Here is a 20,401-nt window from a genome sequence, read left to right as displayed (position 1 = left end):
GCATGATCGTTTCGTTGACAACGGAAATTTTTGTTTAGCAACAATGTTCTAGGTGTCATGATTCTGTCACCTATTCTTCGAGACCGGGTTTAAGCCGCACGATCGTGCGTTCACTTCTAGCCCCCAAAGCCCCCCTCGCATCCCCGGCCGCCCCGCCCTATCTCCCCTCTGGAATCCCCTCCGGAACAAAGCTAGAACCCTCGCCCATGGCACTTACGACTATTTCCGTGCGCGGCGCGCGCGAGCATAATCTCAAGGGCGTGGACATCGACATTCCGCGCGACACGCTGACGGTGATCACCGGGCTGTCGGGGTCGGGCAAGTCCAGCCTCGCCTTCGACACCATCTATGCCGAGGGGCAGCGGCGCTATGTCGAATCGCTGTCGGCCTATGCGCGCCAGTTCCTCGAGCTGATGCAGAAGCCCGACGTCGATCATATCGAGGGGCTGTCGCCCGCCATCTCGATCGAGCAGAAGACGACGAGCCGCAACCCGCGTTCGACCGTCGCGACCGTCACCGAAATCTACGACTATATGCGGCTCCTTTGGGCGCGGGTCGGCGTGCCCTATTCGCCCGCCACCGGCCTGCCGATCGCGGCGCAGACGGTCAGCCAGATGGTCGATCGCGTGCTCGCGCTGCCGGAGGGGACGCGCATCCTGCTGCTCGCCCCGGTCGTGCGCGGGCGCAAGGGCGAGTATCGCAAGGAGCTGGCCGAGTGGCAGCGCGCGGGCTTTCAGCGCGTGCGCATCGACGGCGAGCAGCATCTGATCGAGGACGCCCCCGCGCTCGACAAGAAGTTCAAGCACGACATCGAGGTCGTGGTCGACCGCCTCGTCGTCCGCCCGGACATCGCGACGCGCCTGGCCGACAGTTTCGAGACCGCGCTCAAACTCGCCGAGGGGCTGGCCTATGTCGACCTGGTCGACGGCACGGTGGACTCCCTCTCCCTTTCAGGGGAGAGGGGAAGCGCGACCACCTCGGTTCGCGAAGCCCCCACCCCGTTCGTTTCGAGCGAAGTCGAGAAACGTGTCTCGACGACGCTCGACACGAACGGAGAGGCGAGCACCCGATCCCCCGACCCCGGCAAGATGAAAGGCGCGGGCATCCCGCCCAACCGCATCGTCTTCTCCGAAAAATTCGCCTGCCCCGTCTCGGGCTTCACCATTGCGGAGATCGAGCCGCGCCTGTTCAGCTTCAACGCGCCCCAGGGCGCCTGCCCGACCTGCGACGGCCTGGGCGAGAAGCTGATCTTCGACGAGGACCTGGTCGTCCCCAATCACGACCTCAGCCTCAAGAAAGGGGCGGTCGTCCCCTGGGCCAAGTCCAACCCGCCCAGCCCCTATTACATGCAGGTGCTCGCCAGCCTCGCCCGCGAGTTCGGCTTCAGCCTCGACACCCCGTGGCGGGACCTGCCCGGCGAGGTCCGGCTCATCATCCTCCACGGCACGGGGGGCAAGCCCGTCACCCTCACCTTCATCGACGGCCGCAAGTCGTACGACGTGAAGAAGCCGTTCGAGGGCGTCATCGGCAACCTCAACCGCCGCATGCTCCAGACCGAGAGCGCGTGGATGCGCGAGGAGCTGTCGAAATACCAGGCCGCCCACCCGTGCGAGACGTGTCACGGCGCCCGCCTCAAGCCCGAGGCGCTGGCGGTCAAGGTCGGCATGCGCGACATTTCCAGCATCACCCGCCTGTCGGTGGTCGACGCGCTCGCCTGGTTCGCCCAGCTGCCCGCCGCCCTCACCCCGCAACAGACTGAGATCGCCCGCGCGATCCTCAAGGAGATCGACGAGCGCCTCGGCTTCCTCAACAATGTCGGGCTCGACTATCTCAACCTCGACCGCACCTCCGGCACCCTGTCCGGCGGCGAGAGCCAGCGCATCCGCCTCGCGTCCCAGATCGGCTCGGGCCTGTCGGGCGTGCTCTATGTCCTCGACGAACCCTCGATCGGCCTGCACCAGCGCGACAACGACATGCTGCTCGCCACGCTGCGCCGCCTGCGCGATCTCGGCAACACCGTGCTGGTCGTCGAGCATGATGAGGATGCGATCCGCACCGCCGATTATGTCATCGACATGGGGCCGGGCGCGGGCGTCCATGGCGGCACCGTCGTCGCGCAGGGCACCGTCCCCGAATTGCTGGCGAGCAAGGACAGCATCACCGCCGATTACCTCAACGGCACCCGCGCCATCCCCGTGCCGGCGAAGCGGCGCAAGGGATCGGGCAAGAAGCTCACCGTCCACAACGCCACCGCCAACAATCTGCGCGGCGTCACCGCGGCGATCCCGCTCGGCACCTTCACCTGCATCACCGGCGTGTCGGGATCGGGCAAGTCCAGCTTCACCATCGACACGCTCTATGCCGCCGCCGCACGGCAGCTCAACGGCGCGCGCATGCTGGCGGGCAAGCATGACAGGATCACCGGCCTCGAACATCTCGACAAGGTGATCGACATCGACCAGTCGCCGATCGGCCGCACGCCGCGGTCGAACCCCGCGACCTATACCGGCGCCTTCACCAACATCCGCGACTGGTTCGCGGGCCTGCCCGAAAGCCAGGCGCGCGGCTACAAGCCCGGCCGGTTCAGCTTCAACGTCAAGGGCGGCCGGTGCGAAGCATGCCAGGGCGACGGCGTGCTCAAGATCGAGATGCACTTCCTCCCTGACGTCTATGTGACCTGCGATGTCTGCCACGGCGCGCGCTACAATCGTGAGACGCTGGAGGTGAAGTTCAAGGGCAAGTCGATCGCCGACGTGCTCGACATGACGGTCGAGGACGCGGTCGAGTTCTTCAAGGCGGTGCCGCCGATCCGCGACAAGATGGCGATGCTGGCCGAAGTGGGGCTGGGCTATGTCAAGGTCGGGCAACAGGCGACGACGCTGTCGGGCGGCGAGGCCCAGCGGGTCAAGCTCGCCAAGGAATTAAGCCGCCGCGCCACCGGCCAGACGCTCTACATCCTCGATGAACCCACCACGGGCCTGCATTTCGAGGATGTCCGCAAGCTGCTGGAGGTGCTCCACGCGCTGGTCGAACAGGGCAATACCGTGGTGGTGATCGAACATAATCTCGACGTCATCAAGACGGCGGACTGGATCATCGACCTGGGGCCAGAAGGCGGCGTCAAGGGCGGGGAGATTGTTGCGGTGGGGGTGCCCGAAAAGGTTGCCGAGGTTCCGGCGAGCTTCACGGGCCGCTATCTGAAACCGATGTTGCGACAGCAGCGCGGGGACGAGCCTGTCCTGGGTGAAGCCAGCGCGTAAGCGCTGGCGTAGTCGGGCCGCAGGCGACCGAAGGTCAACGGCCGGAGACGGTGGTGAAGGAGCCGCGGAGCTTTACGGGGCGGCATTTGGCGGGGTTGTTGGGGTGAAGGGGGCGACGCGGGAGACTGTGGCGCCGGAGTAGCGGGTGCAATCAGAGCAATAAGCTCATACAAGGACACGAGGGACATCATGAAAACGTTCGACGATATCGGAGAGATTGAGCTCGATAGAACGTTTGGGACGCGCTCGTGTAGTGATGCCTTCGTCCAAACACGCCTTTATAAAATGATCGACTACGCCAAAGATCGCTTTCATTGGTATGAAGATCAGCGGGAAAAGAAACTTGGCCTCGCAATAGGTATGGTAACATTATCAGGTGTTTCGTTGACTCTATTGGTCAACTCGCTGACGGGAAAGGGTATCGATCCCTCGTCCGTCCAGTTTCGGCTGATATGCATCATTCAGCTCTTGCTAACGGCGACGGCTTTTGGCGTAGTCGTCGTATATCTACGCGGCCAAAATCTGATCTACACTCATCGCCAAGGGCTCAACAGCATTTTTTCATGGTACGGATACGGGGTCCCACCCATCGCATCAACAGGGCTCATAGAATATCTCATATTTGGACGTTTTTCTGACCTTACTTTAAGTAGAGTCGATGAGCCCGCACTCAATAGTAAGAGAAATAAAATAATTGAGGGATATGAGAAGTTTACTTCAAAGGTTGTGCCTAGGCTTGCTTCTCCATATTTAGCAGTAAATGAAGATATACAGCAGGTATATATCCTTCAGGTTTTTCAGGTTATTTCTCGTGAAAATCTTCAACAAATGGTGCGGTGCTTAAAGTTTGGAGGTATATCAATCGCTGTATCAACATTTACGTTGATATGTACCATCATAATACATGGAATACCAGTCAAGGTATAGCAGGAATCTTAGGGATGCACGTCGTATCTGAGGCTAACCTTCTTCGCGCCTACCTGAAATGCGCCACTCTCGTTGTAGAAAAGGGCGTGCGCAAAAGCGACATGGCTGAGGTACAAGATTTGTTGTGCAAGGTAGTCTTGTCACCTGATGATGTTCACATGTTCAAGTGCCTGGTACGTGATCTCGAGAGTCATCCTGAGCTTGTAAAAGGGCACCAAAAAGCGCTGCGAGCGTATCAACGTCATTTTGGGTCAATAACAAAACCGAGTTATATCGGTCGTTTGCGCGGGTATCCATTTTTGAAACCAGGTACAAATGACTTAAGTCCGGTCGACCAGTTTGAAATTGTCGTCAATCAATTTCGTGAAGCACCTCAATCGTCGAATTTGGGTATGGTTTTGTTTCATCCAAATGATATTCGAGATGCATTTCGACCTGGTTATGTTCCTTGTCTTTCATTTATAGATATCAAATTTCGAGGCGGATCACTTTCTACAAAGTTTTATTTCAGAAGTTGTGATTTCGCTGAAGTGGCATTGTTTGATTTCTATCATTGCCTTAACATTCATGGCGAAATTGCGAGCATGTTTGCGAAGGCACGCCCTGGAGTTACCATCGCACAAGAGAGCATCCTGTGGAACTTCAGCCGAGCGTTTACCTACAATCGACGTCGTAAGCCAATCGAGATAATTCGGATGGCAGCATCAGATATCTTGTCGGACGACGTCGATGGCTATGCACAAATTTGAAATTTAGCGATCAACGCGAACTAGCCAAGGCTTTGCGGCACGAGTTATGTCCTGTCTGCGGCCACCGACCAGATACATGTCCGTTTCGCTTGATCCAGTCTCCCCAATCCCTCACCCTCTCTACCATGTGCAATGAAGCCGCGCGGCGGGTGGCGTTGGGGCTGCTGCGCCAGGATTTCCACCAGCTCCGCATCCCGCTGCGCTTTCCCGACGGGCTACCCAATCTTGAGCCCACCGCCAGCGTGCGGATCACGGACAAGAGCCCGATCGTCCGCCTCGCCGCGCCCGATCCCGCCGATCCCCCGCCCGAACCCGGCACCACCCCCGCCGAACTGATCATGCGCCGCTGGAGCTGGCCGCTCACCAATGGCAAGCCGCTCTATAACTTCCGATCCGAGGGCCGCCGCTTCGGCAACACCGCCACCGGCGGGCGCTGCCTGATCCCGCTCGACGGCTTCTATGAATTCACCGATCCCGCGCCCGATCCCGCCGCGCCGCCACTCCCGAAGGCCAAGGCGCGCAAGGACAAATGGTGCTTCACCCTCGCCCCCGCCGCCGACCCCGCCCGGCCCAATCCCTATGCCAGCGGCACGCATGAGGATGCGTTCTTCTGCGTCGCCGGGCTGTGGCGGCGCGACGCCGCGGTGGGGGAGGCCTTCACCATGCTCACCTGTGAACCCGGCCCCGATGTCGCGCCCTATCATGCGCGCCAGGTCGTGCTGCTGCCTGCTGCGCGCTGGGGTGATTGGATCGCGGGGGTGGTGCCGGCGGCGGAGTTTATCGCGCCGTTGCCGGCGGGGGTGTTGCGGGTGGATCGGGTGGCGCGGTAGTTTGGCGGGGGCCGGGGCGGGAGTTAATCCCGCCCCTCGTCGGACGGGTTGGCTTCGCCACCCGCCGGCCGGCCTCGCCTCCCGCGCTCGCGCGGGCCGCGCGATTTGCGTGCGCAAATCTCTTGGGCGGCGGGGCTGTCCTACTCTCCCCGTTTCGGCATATCTGTCCGGTCCACTGTCGGGGCGTTGCGGCGCCCGTTGCATTGAGGACCCGCGATGACCGCGCTTGCTTCGCTCGCTCCCGCCGCCGCGCGCAACGGCACCCTGATCGAAACCGCCCCCGCCTCCAGCCCCGGCCCCACCCCACGCCATGACGGCCGGACGCCCGATCGCCAGCCGCATCTTTCCGGACGACTGCGATCAGGCGTTGAGCGCCGAACATGGCTTCTGGCCCGCCCGCTACCCATCACCCCGGCCCCTTCGACACGCTCGGGCGCGCCTTGGTCCGGCGCCCATCCTCGTCGCTTGCCCGTCACGCACAGTGTCAACTTAGTGTCACCTTTCGATTGACTTCGCCGGGATGATCTGTATCTGCCCGCGCTTGCCGATCGGGCCTGTGCCCGGCCGGCGTCCGTCCGAGACAGCGGGTGGTGGGGGTCGCCCCGCCTTAATCTCCCGCCAAGACGGGGAAATGAAATTCACCGGTTCGTGGGCGCTCGTCGCCCGCGTGCCGGGTCAGCCGTTCCGGGCCTGTCGTTCAGTCCCCGGCCGTTTGACGATCATGCCCCCTCACGGACGAGGGGGTCGGGCAACCGCCCGGCCCTCGGCGTAACCGGGCCTTCGGGCCCATATTGAGGAGACCGGCATGGATCGTTCCCAGAAGACCGACGCCGTTGCCGAGCTGAACCGCACCTTTGGCGAGGTCGGCGTGGTGGTCGTCACCCGCAACCTCGGGATGACCGTCGCCCAGTCGACGCAACTCCGCAACAAGATGCGTGACGCCGGCGCGAGCTACAAGGTCGCCAAGAACCGCCTTGCCAAGATTGCCGCAGAGGGCACGGATTATGCCGTGCTCGCCGACCTGCTGACCGGCCCGACCGGTCTCGCGACGTCGGCCGATCCGGTCGCCGCTGCCAAGGTGGTGTCGGATTTCGCCAAGACCAACGATCGCCTCGAAATCGTCGGCGGCGCGATGGGCAGCATGCTGCTCGACGCCGAAGGCGTGAAGGCACTCGCCGCGCTGCCGTCGCTCGACGAACTGCGCGCGAAGATCGTCGGCCTGCTGGTCGCCCCCGCGACCAAGCTCGCCACGGTCACGCAGGCACCGGCGGCGCAGCTCGCCCGCGTGTTTGCGGCCTATGCGGACAAGGACAAGGAAGCGGCGTGATTGCGCGCCCGCTTTGACGACCCTGACTATCTGAACTGAACCTATCGAATCTGGAGTATTGAAATGGCTGATCTGAACGCGCTGGTTGACCAGCTGAGCGAACTGACCGTCCTCGAAGCCGCCGAGCTGTCGAAGATGCTGGAAGAAAAGTGGGGCGTTTCGGCCGCGGCTGCGGTTGCGGTTGCGGGCCCGGCCGCCGGTGGCGCCGGTGCGGGTGCGCCTGCCGCCGAAGAAAAGACCGAGTTCGACGTGATCCTCACCGGCGACGGTGGCAAGAAGATCAACGTCATCAAGGAAGTCCGCGCCATTACCGGCCTGGGCCTGACCGAAGCCAAGACGCTGGTCGAAAGCGCGCCCAAGGCCGTCAAGGAAGGCGTGTCGAAGGACGAGGCCGAGAAGGTCAAGAAGCAGCTCGAAGAAGCCGGCGCGACCGTCGAGGTCAAGTAAGCTTCATCGACCGGCGGCGGGCGCGCCCCGCGGCCGGGCTGACGAAAAAATGGGGGCGGACCTTCGCGGGTCCGCCCCCTTTTTCATGCGTTCCGGGTCGGGTGATCAAGCATCCCCGAACGCCGGGCGCGAATTCGGCCACCCGAACTGCGGCCGGAACCCCGGCTGCGGGACCGCGCGCGCCGGCGCGGCGGCGGGGCGCGGTGCCGCGGGCGCGTCGCGCATGACGGGTGCCGGCGCGGGCGCGACCGGGCTCGGCTGCGCCGCCTCCAGCGCCAGCCGCTCGCGACGGTCGTAGAAGCGCGCCCGGCGCAGGCGATTGCGGCGCGTCAGGAACGGATTGTCGGGCGTCGGCCCCTGCTCCGCCCGCGCCGCATAACGGCCCGGCCCCTCACCCAGCGGAAGCGCAGCCATCGGCGTCGCGGCCGGATGCGGCGAAAGCATGGGCTGGGCGGCGGGTACGGCGACGGGCGCCCGCATCGGTGCAACCGCGGCACGGGGCGCACGACGCCGCCGGGCGATGACGAACGCCGCGCCGGCAACCAGCACCGCCAGACCGCCGATCAGCGGCAACAGCCAATCATTGGTTGCAGAGGCGCTCGGCACGGCCGGTGCGACGTCGGTCTCGGTCGCGGCCGGCGCATTGACGGCCGGCGCGACCGGCTCAGCGGGGCTCGCCTGAACGACCTCGTTGGTGGTTGCGGCGGGTGCAACAGCGGTCGGCGCGGCCGTCGCCTCGCGCGGTGCCGGCGGTTCGACGGTTGCGGTGCGACGCGCGGTCCGGCTCGGCGCTTCGACAGGGGTCGACCGCGTCCGCGCCGCAGCCGGCGTCGCGTCCACCGGGGCAGGCGTCGCGGCATCCGGCGCGGGCGCGGTCCGGATCACCGGCGGCGGCGCGACCGTTGGCGCGGGTGCCGGGGTCGACAGCAGCGGCGGCGCGACCACCGTCGGCGGCGCGGGTGCGGGGACCGGCACCGTCGTCACCGTCGGCGGCAGCGTGGCCGGCGCATCCTGGGCAACCGCCGGAGCGGTCGAGGCGGCGAGCGCGGCGATCAACGCCGCGATGGCCGGGCGAGCTTTTGAAGCTGACTGGGTCATAGCGGGAACGACAAGCCGCGATCGGCAAATTCCGTTCCCGGCGCTGCGACGAAGCGAGCAGCTTGCCCGACCGATGGACGATGCGTCAGCCCCGTGGCGGTTTGGGCGGGCGCGGCCGTGCAGGGCCACCGGCACCCGGTCCGTTGCCCCTCGGCCCGCCGGGTTTGCCCGCACCGCCCGGCTTGCCGGCACCGCCTGGTTTGCCCTGCGGCCTGCCGCCGCCGCGCGGACGATCCCGCGACGGAATCGGCGAGGCGGGGCGTGGCGCGCTTGCCCCCGGCTGGCGCGGCGCCACCGAATAGCCCTCCTTCAACAGCCGCGCGAACGCCGCCTTGACCGACGCGTCGATCGCGCTGCGCAGTTCGGGGGGAAGATCCGCGAGGGTCGTGTTGGCGTGAATTGCGTTGAGGTCGCGCAGCAGATTGTTGGGCAGCCCCTTCGACGCCGACTTCAACGCCACGATCGCATCGGTGACGGCGGAAAACAGGATGTCGTGCATCACGTCGGTGGCGGACCGGGTCATGCGTCCCCCTTAGCCTTCGATGCGCGCGCTTGTCGCGGGTCGAATCCGCTTTTCGAGCCGCCCCTCAAATTTTTTTGACCGCCGATGTCGAAATGCCGTCGCCTTGCGGCTCATCGTCATGTCAGCGGGGATGATCTCGCTGATCGACCTGATGGAGCCGATCCGATGCGACTGAAGCTGACCCTGCCCTTCGCCTTGCCGATGCTGGCGATGGCAACCGCGGTGCTGCCCGCCCCGGCCATGGCCGAGGAATATACGATCTTCGTCTACGAAACCCCCGCCGACCTCGCGCTGCGCAGCGACACGGGTGCCGCGGGCCAGGCCTATTGGGCGGCCTACGCCAAGTTCGCCGCCGCATTGGCACAGGCGAACGCGATCCGCGGCGGAGCCCCGCTCGCGCTGCCGGAACGGACCGCAGGCCCCGACCCGGTGCTCGGCGGCTATTTCGTCATCGACGCCCCCGACCGCGCCACCGCCGAACGGCTGGCCGCGCTCGCCCCCAGCGTCAGCCGCGGCGGCCGCGCCGAGCTTCGCGCGACCTATCCCGCCCCTGCGATGCAGCCGCCGCGCTGATCGCCGCTGGCGCAGCCCAACCAAATCTGGAACGCTACCGAAAGACGAAGGAACACCCCATGCAGTACATGATCATGTTCACCGAAACCGCCGAAGATTTCGCCAAGCGCGATCATCCCGAACACGCGCCCGCTTATTGGGGGGCGTGGAACGCCTATATCGGCGCGCTGGCCGCGGCGGGCATCATCGTCAACGGCGATGGCCTGCAACCGCCGCACACCGCCACGACGGTACGGGTGCGCGACGGCCAGCGGATCGTTCAGGACGGTCCGTTCGCGGACACCAAGGAAGCACTGGCCGGCTATTTCGTGATCGAGGTCGCCGATCTCGACGCGGCGCTCGACTGGGCGGCCAAATCGCCGGCGGCCGAAGCCGGATCGGTCGAGGTTCGCCCGGTGCTGCCGCCGCCGGGCAACCCGGCCTGATCGGGATGGACGCGCGCCGGGCAGCCGAGGCAGCGGCGCGCGCGTCCTATGGGCGGCTGGTGGCGCTGGTCGCCAGCCGGTCCCGCGATGTCGCGGCGGCGGAGGATGCGCTGGCCGATGCCTTTGCCGCCGCGCTGGCCACCTGGCCCGTGCGCGGCGTCCCCGACCGTCCGGAGGCGTGGCTGCTGACCGCTGCCCGGCGCGTGATCGGGCATGGCGCACGCGCCACGCGGGTCCGCGCCGATGCGGCCCAGGCGATCGCGCTGCTGCAGGAGGAAGCCGAAATGCGCGACCCTGCCGAATTTCCCGACGAGCGGTTGAAGCTGCTGTTCGTCTGCGCCCACCCAGCGATCGATGCGGGGGTGCGCACGCCGTTGATGCTGCAGACGGTGCTCGGCCTCGACGCCGCGCGAATTGCGGCCGCGTTCCTGGTTGCGCCCGCAGCCATGGGCCAGCGGCTGGTGCGTGCGAAGGCCAAGATCCGCGATGCCGGGCTGCGCTTCGAGACGCCGGATCCCGACGCACTCGCCCCTCGCCTGGCCGACGTGCTGGACGCGATATACGCCGCCTATGGCACCGGCTGGGACGCGCTGCCCGGTGCTGACGAGGGCGTGCGCGGTCTGACGACGGAAGCGATTTTCCTCGCCCGGCTGATCGTCGATCTGCTGCCCGGAGAACCCGAACCCAAGGGGCTGCTGGCGCTGATGCTTTACTGCGAAGCGCGCAGGGCGGCGCGGCGCGGGCCAGAGGGAGCGTTCGTGCCGCTGGGTGAGCAGGACATGCGACTGTGGGACCGCGAGATGATTATCGAGGCGGAAGCCCTGCTGACCAACGCGGCGATGGCGCACCAGTTCGGGCGCTACCAATGCGAAGCCGCGATCCAGTCGGTCCACAGCGCCCGCGCGGTCACCGGGGTCACACAATGGGATGCACTGGTCACGCTCTATGATTTGCTGGCCCGGCATGTGCCCAGCCTGGGGGTGATGGTCAGCCGCGCCGCCGTGCTGGCCGAGGCGGGCTCGCCAGATGCGGCGCTCGCGGCACTCGACGCACTGCCGGCGGACCGGGTGGCGGCCTATCAGCCCTATTGGGTGACGCGGATGCACGCGCTCGACCGGTTGGGCTGGGTGGCGCAGGCCGTCGAGGCGCGCCAACGGGCGATCGGGCTGACCGAGGATCCTGCGGTGCGTGCGTTTCTGGCGCGCGGCTAACGACGGCGAACCTTACGAATGCCGTTCGTTTCGAGCGAAGTCGAGAAACGTGGCACGGGCGCTCGGGAAGCCGCTTCTCGACTTCGCTCGAAGCGAACGGATTTCGGGCGTTAGGCCGAACCTCAAAGCGCCGCCAGGTTGATCGGGCCGTGCCGGTCCAGCGTGCGCGAATTGTCCGGCATCGGGTATTTCAGCCCGGTTGCGCAGTTGAACAGCACCACCCGGTCGTCGCGGCCGATCACGCGGTCGGCCAGCGCCTGTTTGTACGCGGCCAGCGTCGCGCCGCCCTCCGGGCACAGCAGCACGCCGTCGCGCGCAGCTTCGTCGACGGCGGCCAGGATCGCGGGATCGCCGACCGCAACCGCCGCGCCGCCGCTGGCGCGCACCGCATCGAGGATCAGGAAGTCCCCCACCGCGCGCGGCACGCGGATGCCGGCGGCGATGGTGTGCGCGTCCTCCCAGCGTTCGGCATGGCGATCGCCGGCTTCATAGGCGCGCACAATCGGCGCGCAGCCCGAGGCCTGGACCGCGAACATGCGCGGACGCTTGGACCCGATCAGCCCGATCGCCTCCAGTTCGTCGAACGCCTTCCACATGCCGATCAGGCCGGTGCCGCCGCCGGTCGGATAGAAGATCGCGTCGGGCAACTCCCAGTCGAGCTGTTCGGCCAGCTCCAGCCCCATCGTCTTCTTGCCCTCGATCCGATAGGGTTCCTTGAGCGTCGACAGGTCGTACCAGCCATTGGTCTTGCAGCCTTCGGCGACGATCTTGCCGCAATCGTCGATCAGCCCGTTGACGCGATAGACCCGCGCGCCCTGTGCGGCGATCTCGCGCACATTGATCTCGGGCGTGTCGTCGGGACAGAAGATGATCGTTTCGATACCCGCGCGGGTCGCATAGGCGGCGGCGGCGGCACCGGCATTGCCGTTGGTGGGCATGGCGATGGTGCGCACCCCCAGCGCCTTGGCCATCGAAATCGCCATCACCAGCCCGCGCGCCTTGAACGATCCGGTCGGCAGCCGCCCCTCGTCCTTGACCAGCGGCGGTCGTGCGGCGAGCGTGTCACCGATGCGGTCGAGCGCGATGAGCGGCGTCGCCTGTTCGCCCAGGCTGACGATGTGCTCGGCACGGCGGACGGGGAGCAGCTCGCGCCATTTCCACAGGTCAGCGGGCCGCCCCGCCAGCGTATCACGGCCGAGCGCGCCGCGGACGCCGTCGAGATCGTAGCGGACCAGCAGCGGCCGGCCGACGCGCGACAGACCCTGGATCGTGTCGGCTTCGTAGCGCTCACCCGTCATCGAACATTCGAGATGGGTGACGAAGCCGGGGCGATCGGCGGTGAGGTTGGCGAAGGTGGATGCGGTCATGTGGGCCCTCGTTCCCTCACATCGGGTCGAGGTCAAGGGGGGGGTGCGGTCTATGCGCAGACGGAGGCCGCGGTGCGTATGGACCCCGGATCAAGTCCGGGGTGACGAGTTGGGAGGCAAGGTTCGCAGATTGGCGGAATAAGCGGTGGGGGGAGGCGGAGCAAATGACCGCTCCCCCTCCCCCGCGTCATGCCGGACTCGATCCGGTGTCCACGCGCACCGGCCGCCTCAAGCGCCTTACGGCACCGTCACGGTTTCGAAGCTGTAGCCCTTCAGTTCCGGCAGCGCCTTGACCTGGGGCTCGACGGTCTTGAGGTCGCCGACCACGACCAGCGTCATCTTGTCGAGCGGGAAGGCTTTCTTGGCCGCCGCCGTCATTGCCGGGCCCTTCACCGCCAGCACCGCGGGCACGTAATTCTCCAGCCAGTTCGCAGGCAGGCCGAGCGTGTCGCGGTTGGCGAGCGTGCCGACCACGGCGGGCGCGGTCGAATTCTGGATGGTGAAGATGCCGGCCATATAGGTGGCGATGCCCGCTGCTTCCTCGGGCGTCGGTGCGGTCGTCTGCAGCGTGCGGATTTCCTTGAACACCTCGGTCAGCGACGCGCCAGTGACGGCGGTGGTGACGTCGGCGTCGAAGGTCCATTGCGCGTCGCCGGGCTGGAACGCGATCCCCGATCCGGGGGAGTAGGTATAACCCTTTTCCTCGCGGATGTTGCGGGTGATACGCGAGCTGAACGCGCCGCCGAGCAGCGCATTGGTGACGCGCAACGGAATATCGTCCGCCGATCCCGCCACCGGCGCGGGGAATGCGACCCGCAGCGTCGACTGCGGTGCGTTCGGGCGGTCGATCAGCAGAACGCGCGGCCCCGGATTGACGCGGGGGGGCAGGCTCAGCCGCTCCGGCCCTGCCGCCCAATCGCCGAACGCCTGCTGGATCGCGGCCTTTGCCGCCGCCGCATCGAAGCGCCCGGCGATATAGAGGTGCGCCCGGCGCGCGCCGTAATTGGCGGCGTGGAATGCCTTGGCCTGGTCGAGCGTGTAGCCGTTCAACCGCGCGGCGGTCGGGAAATTGCGGCCATAGGGGTGGTCGCCGTACCAGCTGCGCGCCAGCGCCGCATCGGCCAGCGCCTGAGGCTGCGACAGGGTAAGCGCCAGGCGACGCTGCCAGTTCGCCTTGACCCGGCCAAAGGCATCGGCGGGGAAGTCCGGGCGGCGCGCGACGTCGCTGATCAGCTGGATCGCGTGCGCGGTATGCTCGGACAGGACGCTCATGCTGATCGCCGTCGATTGCTGCGAGACCCCGACGCCCAGGTCGCCGCCAAAGCTGGCGGCGGTGGCGGCGAGGTCTGCCGCCGACTTGCCGCCAGCGCCTTCCTTGATGAGATCGCCGGTGATGTCGGCGATCCAGGTATCCTCGCCCTCGTTCAGGTTGCCGGCAAAGATGCGCAGCGACACGACCGTCTTGGGCGTGACCCCGAACGGGATCAGCGTCACCTGCATCCCGTTGGAAAGCCGGAAGGTCTCGGTCGCGGGCAGCTTGAACGGCTTGGGCGCGGCGATCGGGGGCGGCGGCGGATAGTCCTGGGCGATCGCCGGCGCGACCAGACAGGTGGCGGCCAGGCCGGCCAGCAGCGTGCGTGCGCGGGTCATCAATTGGCTCCCGAATTGGGGGTGGCGACGGCCGCCTTTGCGGCGGCGCCAGGCACGATCGTGTAGATCGAACGGTTGGTCGGACGCAGATATTCCTGCGCGGTCTTCTGGATCAGCTCAGGGGTCACCTGGGCAAAGCCGGCCTCGATCTGGTTGACCCTGGACGGATCGTTGTCGAACAGCGCATGCACCGCGAGCAGGTCGATCAGGCCGACGCGGCCGCCGCCGTCGATCTGGCTGTAGAGCTGCGACCGCACCTTGGTCCGCGCGCGGGCCAGCTCCTCCGCGCCGACCTTGGTCGTGCGCAGGGCCTCGATCACTTCGTCGACCGCCTTGGTCACGTCCTCGGGCTTGTGCGTCGCGTCGTGGACGAGGCTGAAGCTCCACAGCATCGGCCCGTTGTAATTGTACATGTTGCCGAGCAGCGCGTTGATGCCGCCGGAGATATCGCCGGTGATGCCGGATTCCTGGACAAGCTTGCGATACAGCCGGCTGTCCTCGCCTTGGACGAGGATCTGGTCGATCAGCCCCATGGCATACCATTCGGGCGTGCCGCGCGCAGGCACGTGATAGCCCGCGGCATAGCCGGGCTTTGGCGCCAGCGCGTCGACGCGGCTCTTCACCTTCTCCTCGGTCTGGCGCGGCTCGGAAATGTCGGGCAGCTTGACCGCGTCCTTCTTAGGGATCGCGCCGAAATATTTCTGCACCATCGCGCGGGTCGCGGCGTAATCGATGTCGCCCGCGATGACGAGCACGGCGTTGGACGGGCGGTAGAAGGCGTCGAAGAACTGCTTGGCGTCCTCGACCGTCGCCGCTTCGATCTCGGTCAGGTCGCCGTAGAAATTGTGGCTGTTGTACCAGTTGGTGTTGGCCAGCATCGGCAGGTCGATCCACGGCCAGGTGCTGTAAGGCTGGTTGAGGACGTTGACCTTGACCTCGTTGCCGACGACGCCCTGCTGATTCTTGAGCACTTCGTCGTTGATGACCGGGCGCGCCATGCGGTCGCCCTCCAGCCACAGGATGCGCTCCAGCGCGTTCGAGGGCACGATTTCGAAATAGTTGGTGAAGTCGAACCGGGTGGACCCGTTGTTGACCCCGCCGGAATTGGTGATCGTGCTGTCGAACACGCCCTTGGGCGCGTTGGCCGATCCCTGGAACATCAGATGCTCGAACAGATGCGCGAAGCCCGTGCGCTCGCGCGGTTCGATGCGGAAGCCGATGCCGTAATAGACGCCGACCGTGACGGTGGGCGCGATATTGTCCTTCGACATCACCACGCGCAGCCCGTTGGGCAGCGTGAAATACTGCGTATCGATCGCGACGCGGGCGGCTGCCGCCTGCTGCGCCAGCGCCGGCGCGGCGGGCGCAAGCGTTGCGACGCCGAGCACAAGGCTCGCCGCCAGAGTTCGGAATCGCATGGCTGATCTCCCCATTCGGCTGTGTTAGCGAGATGCTACAGCGGCTTTGTGCGATCGCCAAGGGGGGTTGCGGGCGGCAGGGACGTTTGGCCCCGGCCGGGGACCGTGCGCGGGCAGAAGGGCGCACTCGCCGGTTTGACAAGCCGCGCCACGGTTCATATATCCGCGCTCACCTGCTGATCGGGAAATGATGCGCCGTCGCGCAGCGCATCGGACGAATGGGTCACGGGTTCACACGACGCCGAAAGCCGCTGTCTTGCCCCAGCCGGGGTGGCACGCGGCCTTTTGGCGTCGTCTGCGTGCGAGCCTTGCCGCAACTGGCGGGCTCGACCTGTTTTTGATCGAACCAGAGGCGACCCCTTTTCATGGCAACCAAGGCAATCGAGAGCAAGGCGATCGAGGGCGGCACGATGAAGCGCCGCATCCGCAAGGTCTTCGGCGACATCCACGAAGTCGTGGAAATGCCGAACCTGATCGAGGTCCAGCGCGAAAGCTACGAGCAGTTCCTGCGCTCCGACCCGTCGATCGGCTATGTCTCGGGCCTGGAAAAGACGCTGCGCAGCGTGTTCCCGATCCGCGATTTCGCCGGCACCGCCGAGCTTGATTTCGTGAATTACGAACTCGAGCCGCCGAAGTTCGACCAGGAAGAATGCCGCCAGCGCGGCATCACCTATGCCGCCCCGATGCGCGTCACGCTGCGCCTGATCGTGTTCGAGGTCGATCCGGATACCGAAGCCCGCTCGGTGCTCGATATCAAGGAGCAGGACGTTTACATGGGCGACATGCCGCTGATGACGGAGAACGGCACGTTCATCGTCAACGGCACCGAGCGCGTGATCGTCAGCCAGATGCACCGTTCGCCGGGCGTGCTGTTCGATCATGATCGCGGCAAGACCCATGCGTCGGGCAAGTATCTGTTCGCCGCGCGCGTCATCCCCTATCGCGGCTCGTGGCTCGATTTCGAGTTCGACGCCAAGGACATCGTCAACGTCCGCATCGACCGCAAGCGCAAGCTGCCGGTCACGACTTTGCTCTATGCGCTGGGGCTGAATGGCGAGGAGATCCTCAACCACTTCTACAACCGCGTCACCTTCCTGCGCGGGCCCAATGGCTGGCAGATCCCGTTCGCGCCGGAAAACTGGCGCGGCACCAAGCCGACGTTCGACATCGTCGACGCCAATTCGGGCGAAGTCGTGTTCCCGGCGGGGCAGAAGATCAGCCCGCGCGCTGCGAACAAGGCGGCGAAGGACGGCCTGACCACGTTGTTGATCCCGACCGACGAAATCTATGGCCGTTATTCGGCCTATGACCTGATCAACGAGGCGACGGGCGAAATCTATATCGAGGCCGGCGACGAAGTGTCGGCGGAAAACCTGGAAAAGCTCGACAAGGCCGGGCTCGACCGGATCGAGCTGCTCGACATCGACCATGTGACGACGGGTCCGTGGATCCGCAACACGCTGGCCGCCGACAAGGCGGAAGAGCGCGAACAGGCGCTGTCGGACATTTATCGCGTCATGCGCCCCGGCGAGCCGCCGACGCTGGAGACTGCGGAATCGCTGTTCGCGGGCCTGTTCTTCGATCCCGACCGTTACGATCTGTCGGCGGTGGGCCGCGTCAAGCTCAACATGCGCCTCGACCTCGACTGCCCGGACACGGTGACGACGCTGCGCACCGAGGATATCCTGGAAGTCGTCAAGACGCTGGTGAACCTGAAGGACGGCAAGGGCGAAGTCGACGACATCGACAATCTCGGCAACCGCCGCGTGCGTTCGGTCGGTGAATTGCTGGAGAACCAGTATCGCGTCGGCCTGTTGCGCATGGAACGCGCGGTCAAGGAGCGCATGTCGTCAGTCGATGTCTCGACCGTCATGCCCAACGACCTGATCAATGCCAAGCCGGCGGTCGCCGCGGTGCGCGAGTTCTTCGGATCGTCGCAGCTGTCGCAGTTCATGGACCAGACCAACCCGCTGTCGGAAGTCACGCACAAGCGCCGCGTCTCGGCGCTCGGGCCGGGCGGCCTGACCCGCGAACGGGCAGGCTTCGAGGTCCGCGACGTCCATCCGACGCATTATGGCCGCATCTGTCCGATCGAGACGCCGGAAGGTCCGAACATCGGCCTGATCAACAGCCTCGCGACGTTCAGCCGGGTCAACAAGTACGGCTTCATCGAAACGCCGTACCGCAAGGTGATCGACGGCAAGGTGACCAACGACGTCGTCTATCTGTCGGCGATGGAAGAGCAGAAGCACACGGTCGCCCAGGCGTCGGCCGAGCTCAATCCGGATGGCTCGTTCGCCGAGGAGCTGGTCTCCGCACGTCAGGCGGGCGAGTTCCTGATGGCGATGCGCGACCAGATCACGCTGATGGACGTCAGCCCCAAGCAGCTGGTGTCGGTTGCGGCGTCGCTCATTCCGTTTCTGGAAAACGATGACGCCAACCGCGCGCTGATGGGTTCGAACATGCAGCGCCAGGCGGTGCCGCTGGTGAAGGCGGAAGCGCCGTTCGTCGGCACCGGCATGGAAGAAACCGTGGCGCGCGATTCGGGTGCTGCGATTTCGGCGCGCCGCGCCGGCATCGTCGACCAGGTCGACGCGAGCCGCATCGTGGTGCGCGCGACGGGTGAGGTCGATGCCACCGAAAGCGGCGTCGACATTTACACGCTGATGAAGTTCCAGCGGTCGAACCAGAACACCTGCATCAACCAGCGCCCGCTGGTGAAGGTGGGCGACGTGGTCAATCCCGGCGACGTGATCGCCGACGGCCCGTCGACCGAGTTCGGCGAGCTGGCGCTCGGTCGCAACGCGCTCGTCGCGTTCATGCCGTGGAATGGCTATAACTACGAAGACTCGATCCTGATCTCCGAACGGATCGTGAAGGACGACGTCTTCACCTCGATCCACATCGAGGAGTTCGAGGTCATGGCCCGCGACACCAAGCTGGGGCCGGAAGACATCACCCGCGACATCCCCAATGTCGGCGAGGAAGCGCTTCGCAACCTCGACGAGGCGGGCATCGTCTATATCGGCGCCGAAGTGGAGCCGGGCGACATCTTGGTCGGCAAGATCACCCCCAAGGGTGAATCGCCGATGACCCCGGAAGAGAAGCTGCTTCGTGCGATCTTCGGCGAAAAGGCGTCCGACGTGCGCGACACGTCGCTGCGCCTGCCGCCGGGCGTCGCCGGGACGGTCGTCGAAGTGCGCGTGTTCAACCGTCACGGCATCGACAAGGACGAGCGCGCGATGGCGATCGAGCGCGAGGAAATCGAGCGGCTGAAGAAGGATTCGGACGACGAGCGTTCGATCCTGAACCGTGCGACCTGGTCGCGGCTGCGCGAGATGCTGATCGGTCAGGTCGCGACGGCTGCACCCAAGGGCCTGAAGAAGGGCGTCGAGATCACCGACGAGCTGCTCGATTCGGTCGAGCGCCACGAATGGTGGAAGTTCGCCGTGCAGGACGACGCGATGCAGTCGAACCTGGAAGCGGTGAAGGCCCAGTATGACGAAGCGGCGAAGAAGATCACGGACAAGTTCCACGATCGCCGCGAGAAGCTGGAGCGTGGCGACGAGCTGCCGCCGGGCGTGCTCAAGATGGTCAAGGTGTTCGTTGCGGTGAAGCGCAAGCTGCAGCCGGGCGACAAGATGGCCGGCCGTCACGGCAACAAGGGCGTGATCAGCCGCATCCTGCCGCAGGAGGACATGCCCTTCCTGGAGGACGGAACGCCGGTCGACCTGGTGCTCAACCCGCTGGGCGTGCCCAGCCGCATGAATGTCGGCCAGATCTTCGAGACGCATCTCGGCTGGGCGGCGCGCAACCTGGGGATGCAGGTCGCGACGATGCTGGAGGACTGGCGCGAGGCCAATCCCGACGCGGCGGCGGGCCAGATGCCCGACGCGGTGCGCGAGCGGCTGAAGACCGTCTATGGCGAGCATTATGCCGGCGAGATCGAGCAGCGCACGCCCGAGCAGATCGAGGAGCTGGTGCACAATGTCCGCACCGGCATTCCGATGGGCACGCCGGTGTTCGATGGCGCGCGCGAAAGCGACGTGTCGGCGATGCTGGACCTGGCGGGGCTCGATACGTCGGGCCAGTCGGTCCTGTATGACGGCCGCACGGGCGATGCGTTCGACCGCAAGGTGACGGTGGGCATCATCTACATGCTCAAGCTGCACCACCTGGTGGATGACAAGATCCACGCGCGTTCGATCGGGCCGTACAGCCTGGTCACCCAGCAGCCGCTGGGCGGCAAGGCGCAGTTCGGCGGCCAGCGCTTCGGCGAAATGGAAGTGTGGGCGCTGCAGGCCTATGGCGCGGCGTACACGCTCCAGGAAATGCTGACGGTGAAGTCCGACGACGTGGTCGGGCGCACCAAGGTCTACGAGGCGATCGTCAAAGGCGACGACACCTTCGAGGCCGGCATTCCGGAGAGCTTCAACGTGCTGGTCAAGGAAATGCGCTCACTGGGCCTGAACGTCGAGTTGAAGACCGCTGAACTGGGCTTCGACGAGGACGGCGTCCAGATCGCCGCGGAGTAGCCGACACCACCAATCCCCCTCTCCCGCTTGCGGGAGAGGGTCGGGGTGAGGGCCTAATCGC

At 65.7% G+C, this 20,401-nt stretch carries 15 protein-coding genes; 10 read left to right on the top strand and 5 right to left on the bottom strand.

Annotated elements, in window-relative coordinates; genetic code table 11:
- The first annotated feature begins 206 nt into the window (after positions 1 to 206).
- From uvrA to rplL, 6 genes are all read left to right on the top strand, one after another.
- Positions 207 to 3,260 (top strand): excinuclease ABC subunit UvrA, encoded by a 3,054-nt coding sequence (gene uvrA, locus GO308_RS03405; RefSeq protein WP_240883810.1) that lies wholly within the window; start codon positions 207 to 209, stop codon positions 3,258 to 3,260.
- A 189-nt stretch (positions 3,261 to 3,449) separates the two neighbouring features.
- Positions 3,450 to 4,187, top strand: coding sequence for a hypothetical protein (locus GO308_RS03400; protein ID WP_240883809.1), 738 nt, complete (start codon positions 3,450 to 3,452; stop codon positions 4,185 to 4,187).
- A gap of 14 nt (positions 4,188 to 4,201) precedes the next feature.
- Complete coding sequence (locus GO308_RS03395; protein WP_240883808.1) at positions 4,202 to 4,936, top strand: thymidylate synthase; 735 nt, start codon at positions 4,202 to 4,204, stop codon at positions 4,934 to 4,936.
- A 125-nt stretch (positions 4,937 to 5,061) separates the two neighbouring features.
- On the top strand, positions 5,062 to 5,766 hold the full coding sequence (locus tag GO308_RS03390; RefSeq protein ID WP_240883807.1) for an SOS response-associated peptidase family protein: 705 nt from the start codon (positions 5,062 to 5,064) through the stop codon (positions 5,764 to 5,766).
- A gap of 805 nt (positions 5,767 to 6,571) precedes the next feature.
- Positions 6,572 to 7,093: a 50S ribosomal protein L10 gene (gene rplJ / locus GO308_RS03385; protein ID WP_066482327.1), complete on the top strand. Its 522-nt coding sequence runs from the start codon at positions 6,572 to 6,574 to the stop codon at positions 7,091 to 7,093.
- A gap of 63 nt (positions 7,094 to 7,156) precedes the next feature.
- Entirely contained in the window at positions 7,157 to 7,540 is a 384-nt protein-coding gene (gene rplL, locus GO308_RS03380; protein ID WP_066482330.1) for a 50S ribosomal protein L7/L12, read from the top strand.
- A 105-nt stretch (positions 7,541 to 7,645) separates the two neighbouring features.
- Here the strand turns inward: rplL and GO308_RS03375 are convergent, their stop codons facing one another.
- Positions 7,646 to 8,638 carry a hypothetical protein gene (locus GO308_RS03375; protein ID WP_240883806.1) on the bottom strand — a complete coding sequence of 331 codons (993 nt, stop codon included), beginning with the start codon at positions 8,636 to 8,638 and terminating at the stop codon, positions 7,646 to 7,648.
- Positions 8,639 to 8,723: 85 nt separating this feature from the next.
- A complete protein-coding gene (locus GO308_RS03370) occupies positions 8,724 to 9,161 on the bottom strand; it encodes a hypothetical protein (RefSeq protein ID WP_240883805.1) in 438 nt (145 codons plus the stop codon).
- Between the two features lie 165 nt (positions 9,162 to 9,326).
- Between GO308_RS03370 and GO308_RS03365 the strand changes: the two genes are divergently transcribed.
- The 3 genes from GO308_RS03365 to GO308_RS03355 are packed head-to-tail and all read left to right on the top strand — an operon-like array spanning position 9,327 to position 11,370.
- Positions 9,327 to 9,734 (top strand): YciI family protein, encoded by a 408-nt coding sequence (locus GO308_RS03365; protein WP_066547980.1) that lies wholly within the window; start codon positions 9,327 to 9,329, stop codon positions 9,732 to 9,734.
- Between the two features lie 59 nt (positions 9,735 to 9,793).
- Positions 9,794 to 10,159, top strand: a complete 366-nt coding sequence (locus GO308_RS03360; RefSeq protein ID WP_066482340.1) for a YciI family protein — start codon at positions 9,794 to 9,796, stop codon at positions 10,157 to 10,159.
- A gap of 5 nt (positions 10,160 to 10,164) precedes the next feature.
- Positions 10,165 to 11,370 (top strand): DUF6596 domain-containing protein, encoded by a 1,206-nt coding sequence (locus GO308_RS03355; protein WP_197417185.1) that lies wholly within the window; start codon positions 10,165 to 10,167, stop codon positions 11,368 to 11,370.
- Positions 11,371 to 11,492: 122 nt separating this feature from the next.
- Here the strand turns inward: GO308_RS03355 and GO308_RS03350 are convergent, their stop codons facing one another.
- The 3 genes from GO308_RS03350 to GO308_RS03340 all read right to left on the bottom strand — a co-directional run bounded on the left by GO308_RS03350 (position 11,493) and on the right by GO308_RS03340 (position 15,805).
- The gene (locus GO308_RS03350) at positions 11,493 to 12,737 is read right to left on the bottom strand and encodes a threonine synthase (protein WP_240883804.1); all 1,245 of its coding nucleotides are present in this window, start codon (positions 12,735 to 12,737) and stop codon (positions 11,493 to 11,495) included.
- 237 nt (positions 12,738 to 12,974) lie between these two features.
- Positions 12,975 to 14,387 (bottom strand): pitrilysin family protein, encoded by a 1,413-nt coding sequence (locus GO308_RS03345; RefSeq protein WP_240883803.1) that lies wholly within the window; start codon positions 14,385 to 14,387, stop codon positions 12,975 to 12,977.
- The gene (locus GO308_RS03340) at positions 14,387 to 15,805 is read right to left on the bottom strand and encodes a pitrilysin family protein (RefSeq protein ID WP_240883802.1); all 1,419 of its coding nucleotides are present in this window, start codon (positions 15,803 to 15,805) and stop codon (positions 14,387 to 14,389) included. Before GO308_RS03340 ends, GO308_RS03345 begins: the two co-directional genes overlap by 1 nt.
- A gap of 365 nt (positions 15,806 to 16,170) precedes the next feature.
- Here GO308_RS03340 and rpoB point away from each other — a divergent pair, with 365 nt between their 5' ends.
- Positions 16,171 to 20,340 carry a DNA-directed RNA polymerase subunit beta gene (gene rpoB / locus GO308_RS03335; protein WP_066482351.1) on the top strand — a complete coding sequence of 1,390 codons (4,170 nt, stop codon included), beginning with the start codon at positions 16,171 to 16,173 and terminating at the stop codon, positions 20,338 to 20,340.
- Positions 20,341 to 20,401 lie beyond the last annotated feature (61 nt).

Source organism: Sphingomonas sp. SFZ2018-12, from assembly GCF_022496715.1.
GTDB lineage: Bacteria > Pseudomonadota > Alphaproteobacteria > Sphingomonadales > Sphingomonadaceae > Sphingomonas.
This window is presented reverse-complemented; position numbering and strand designations above follow the sequence as displayed.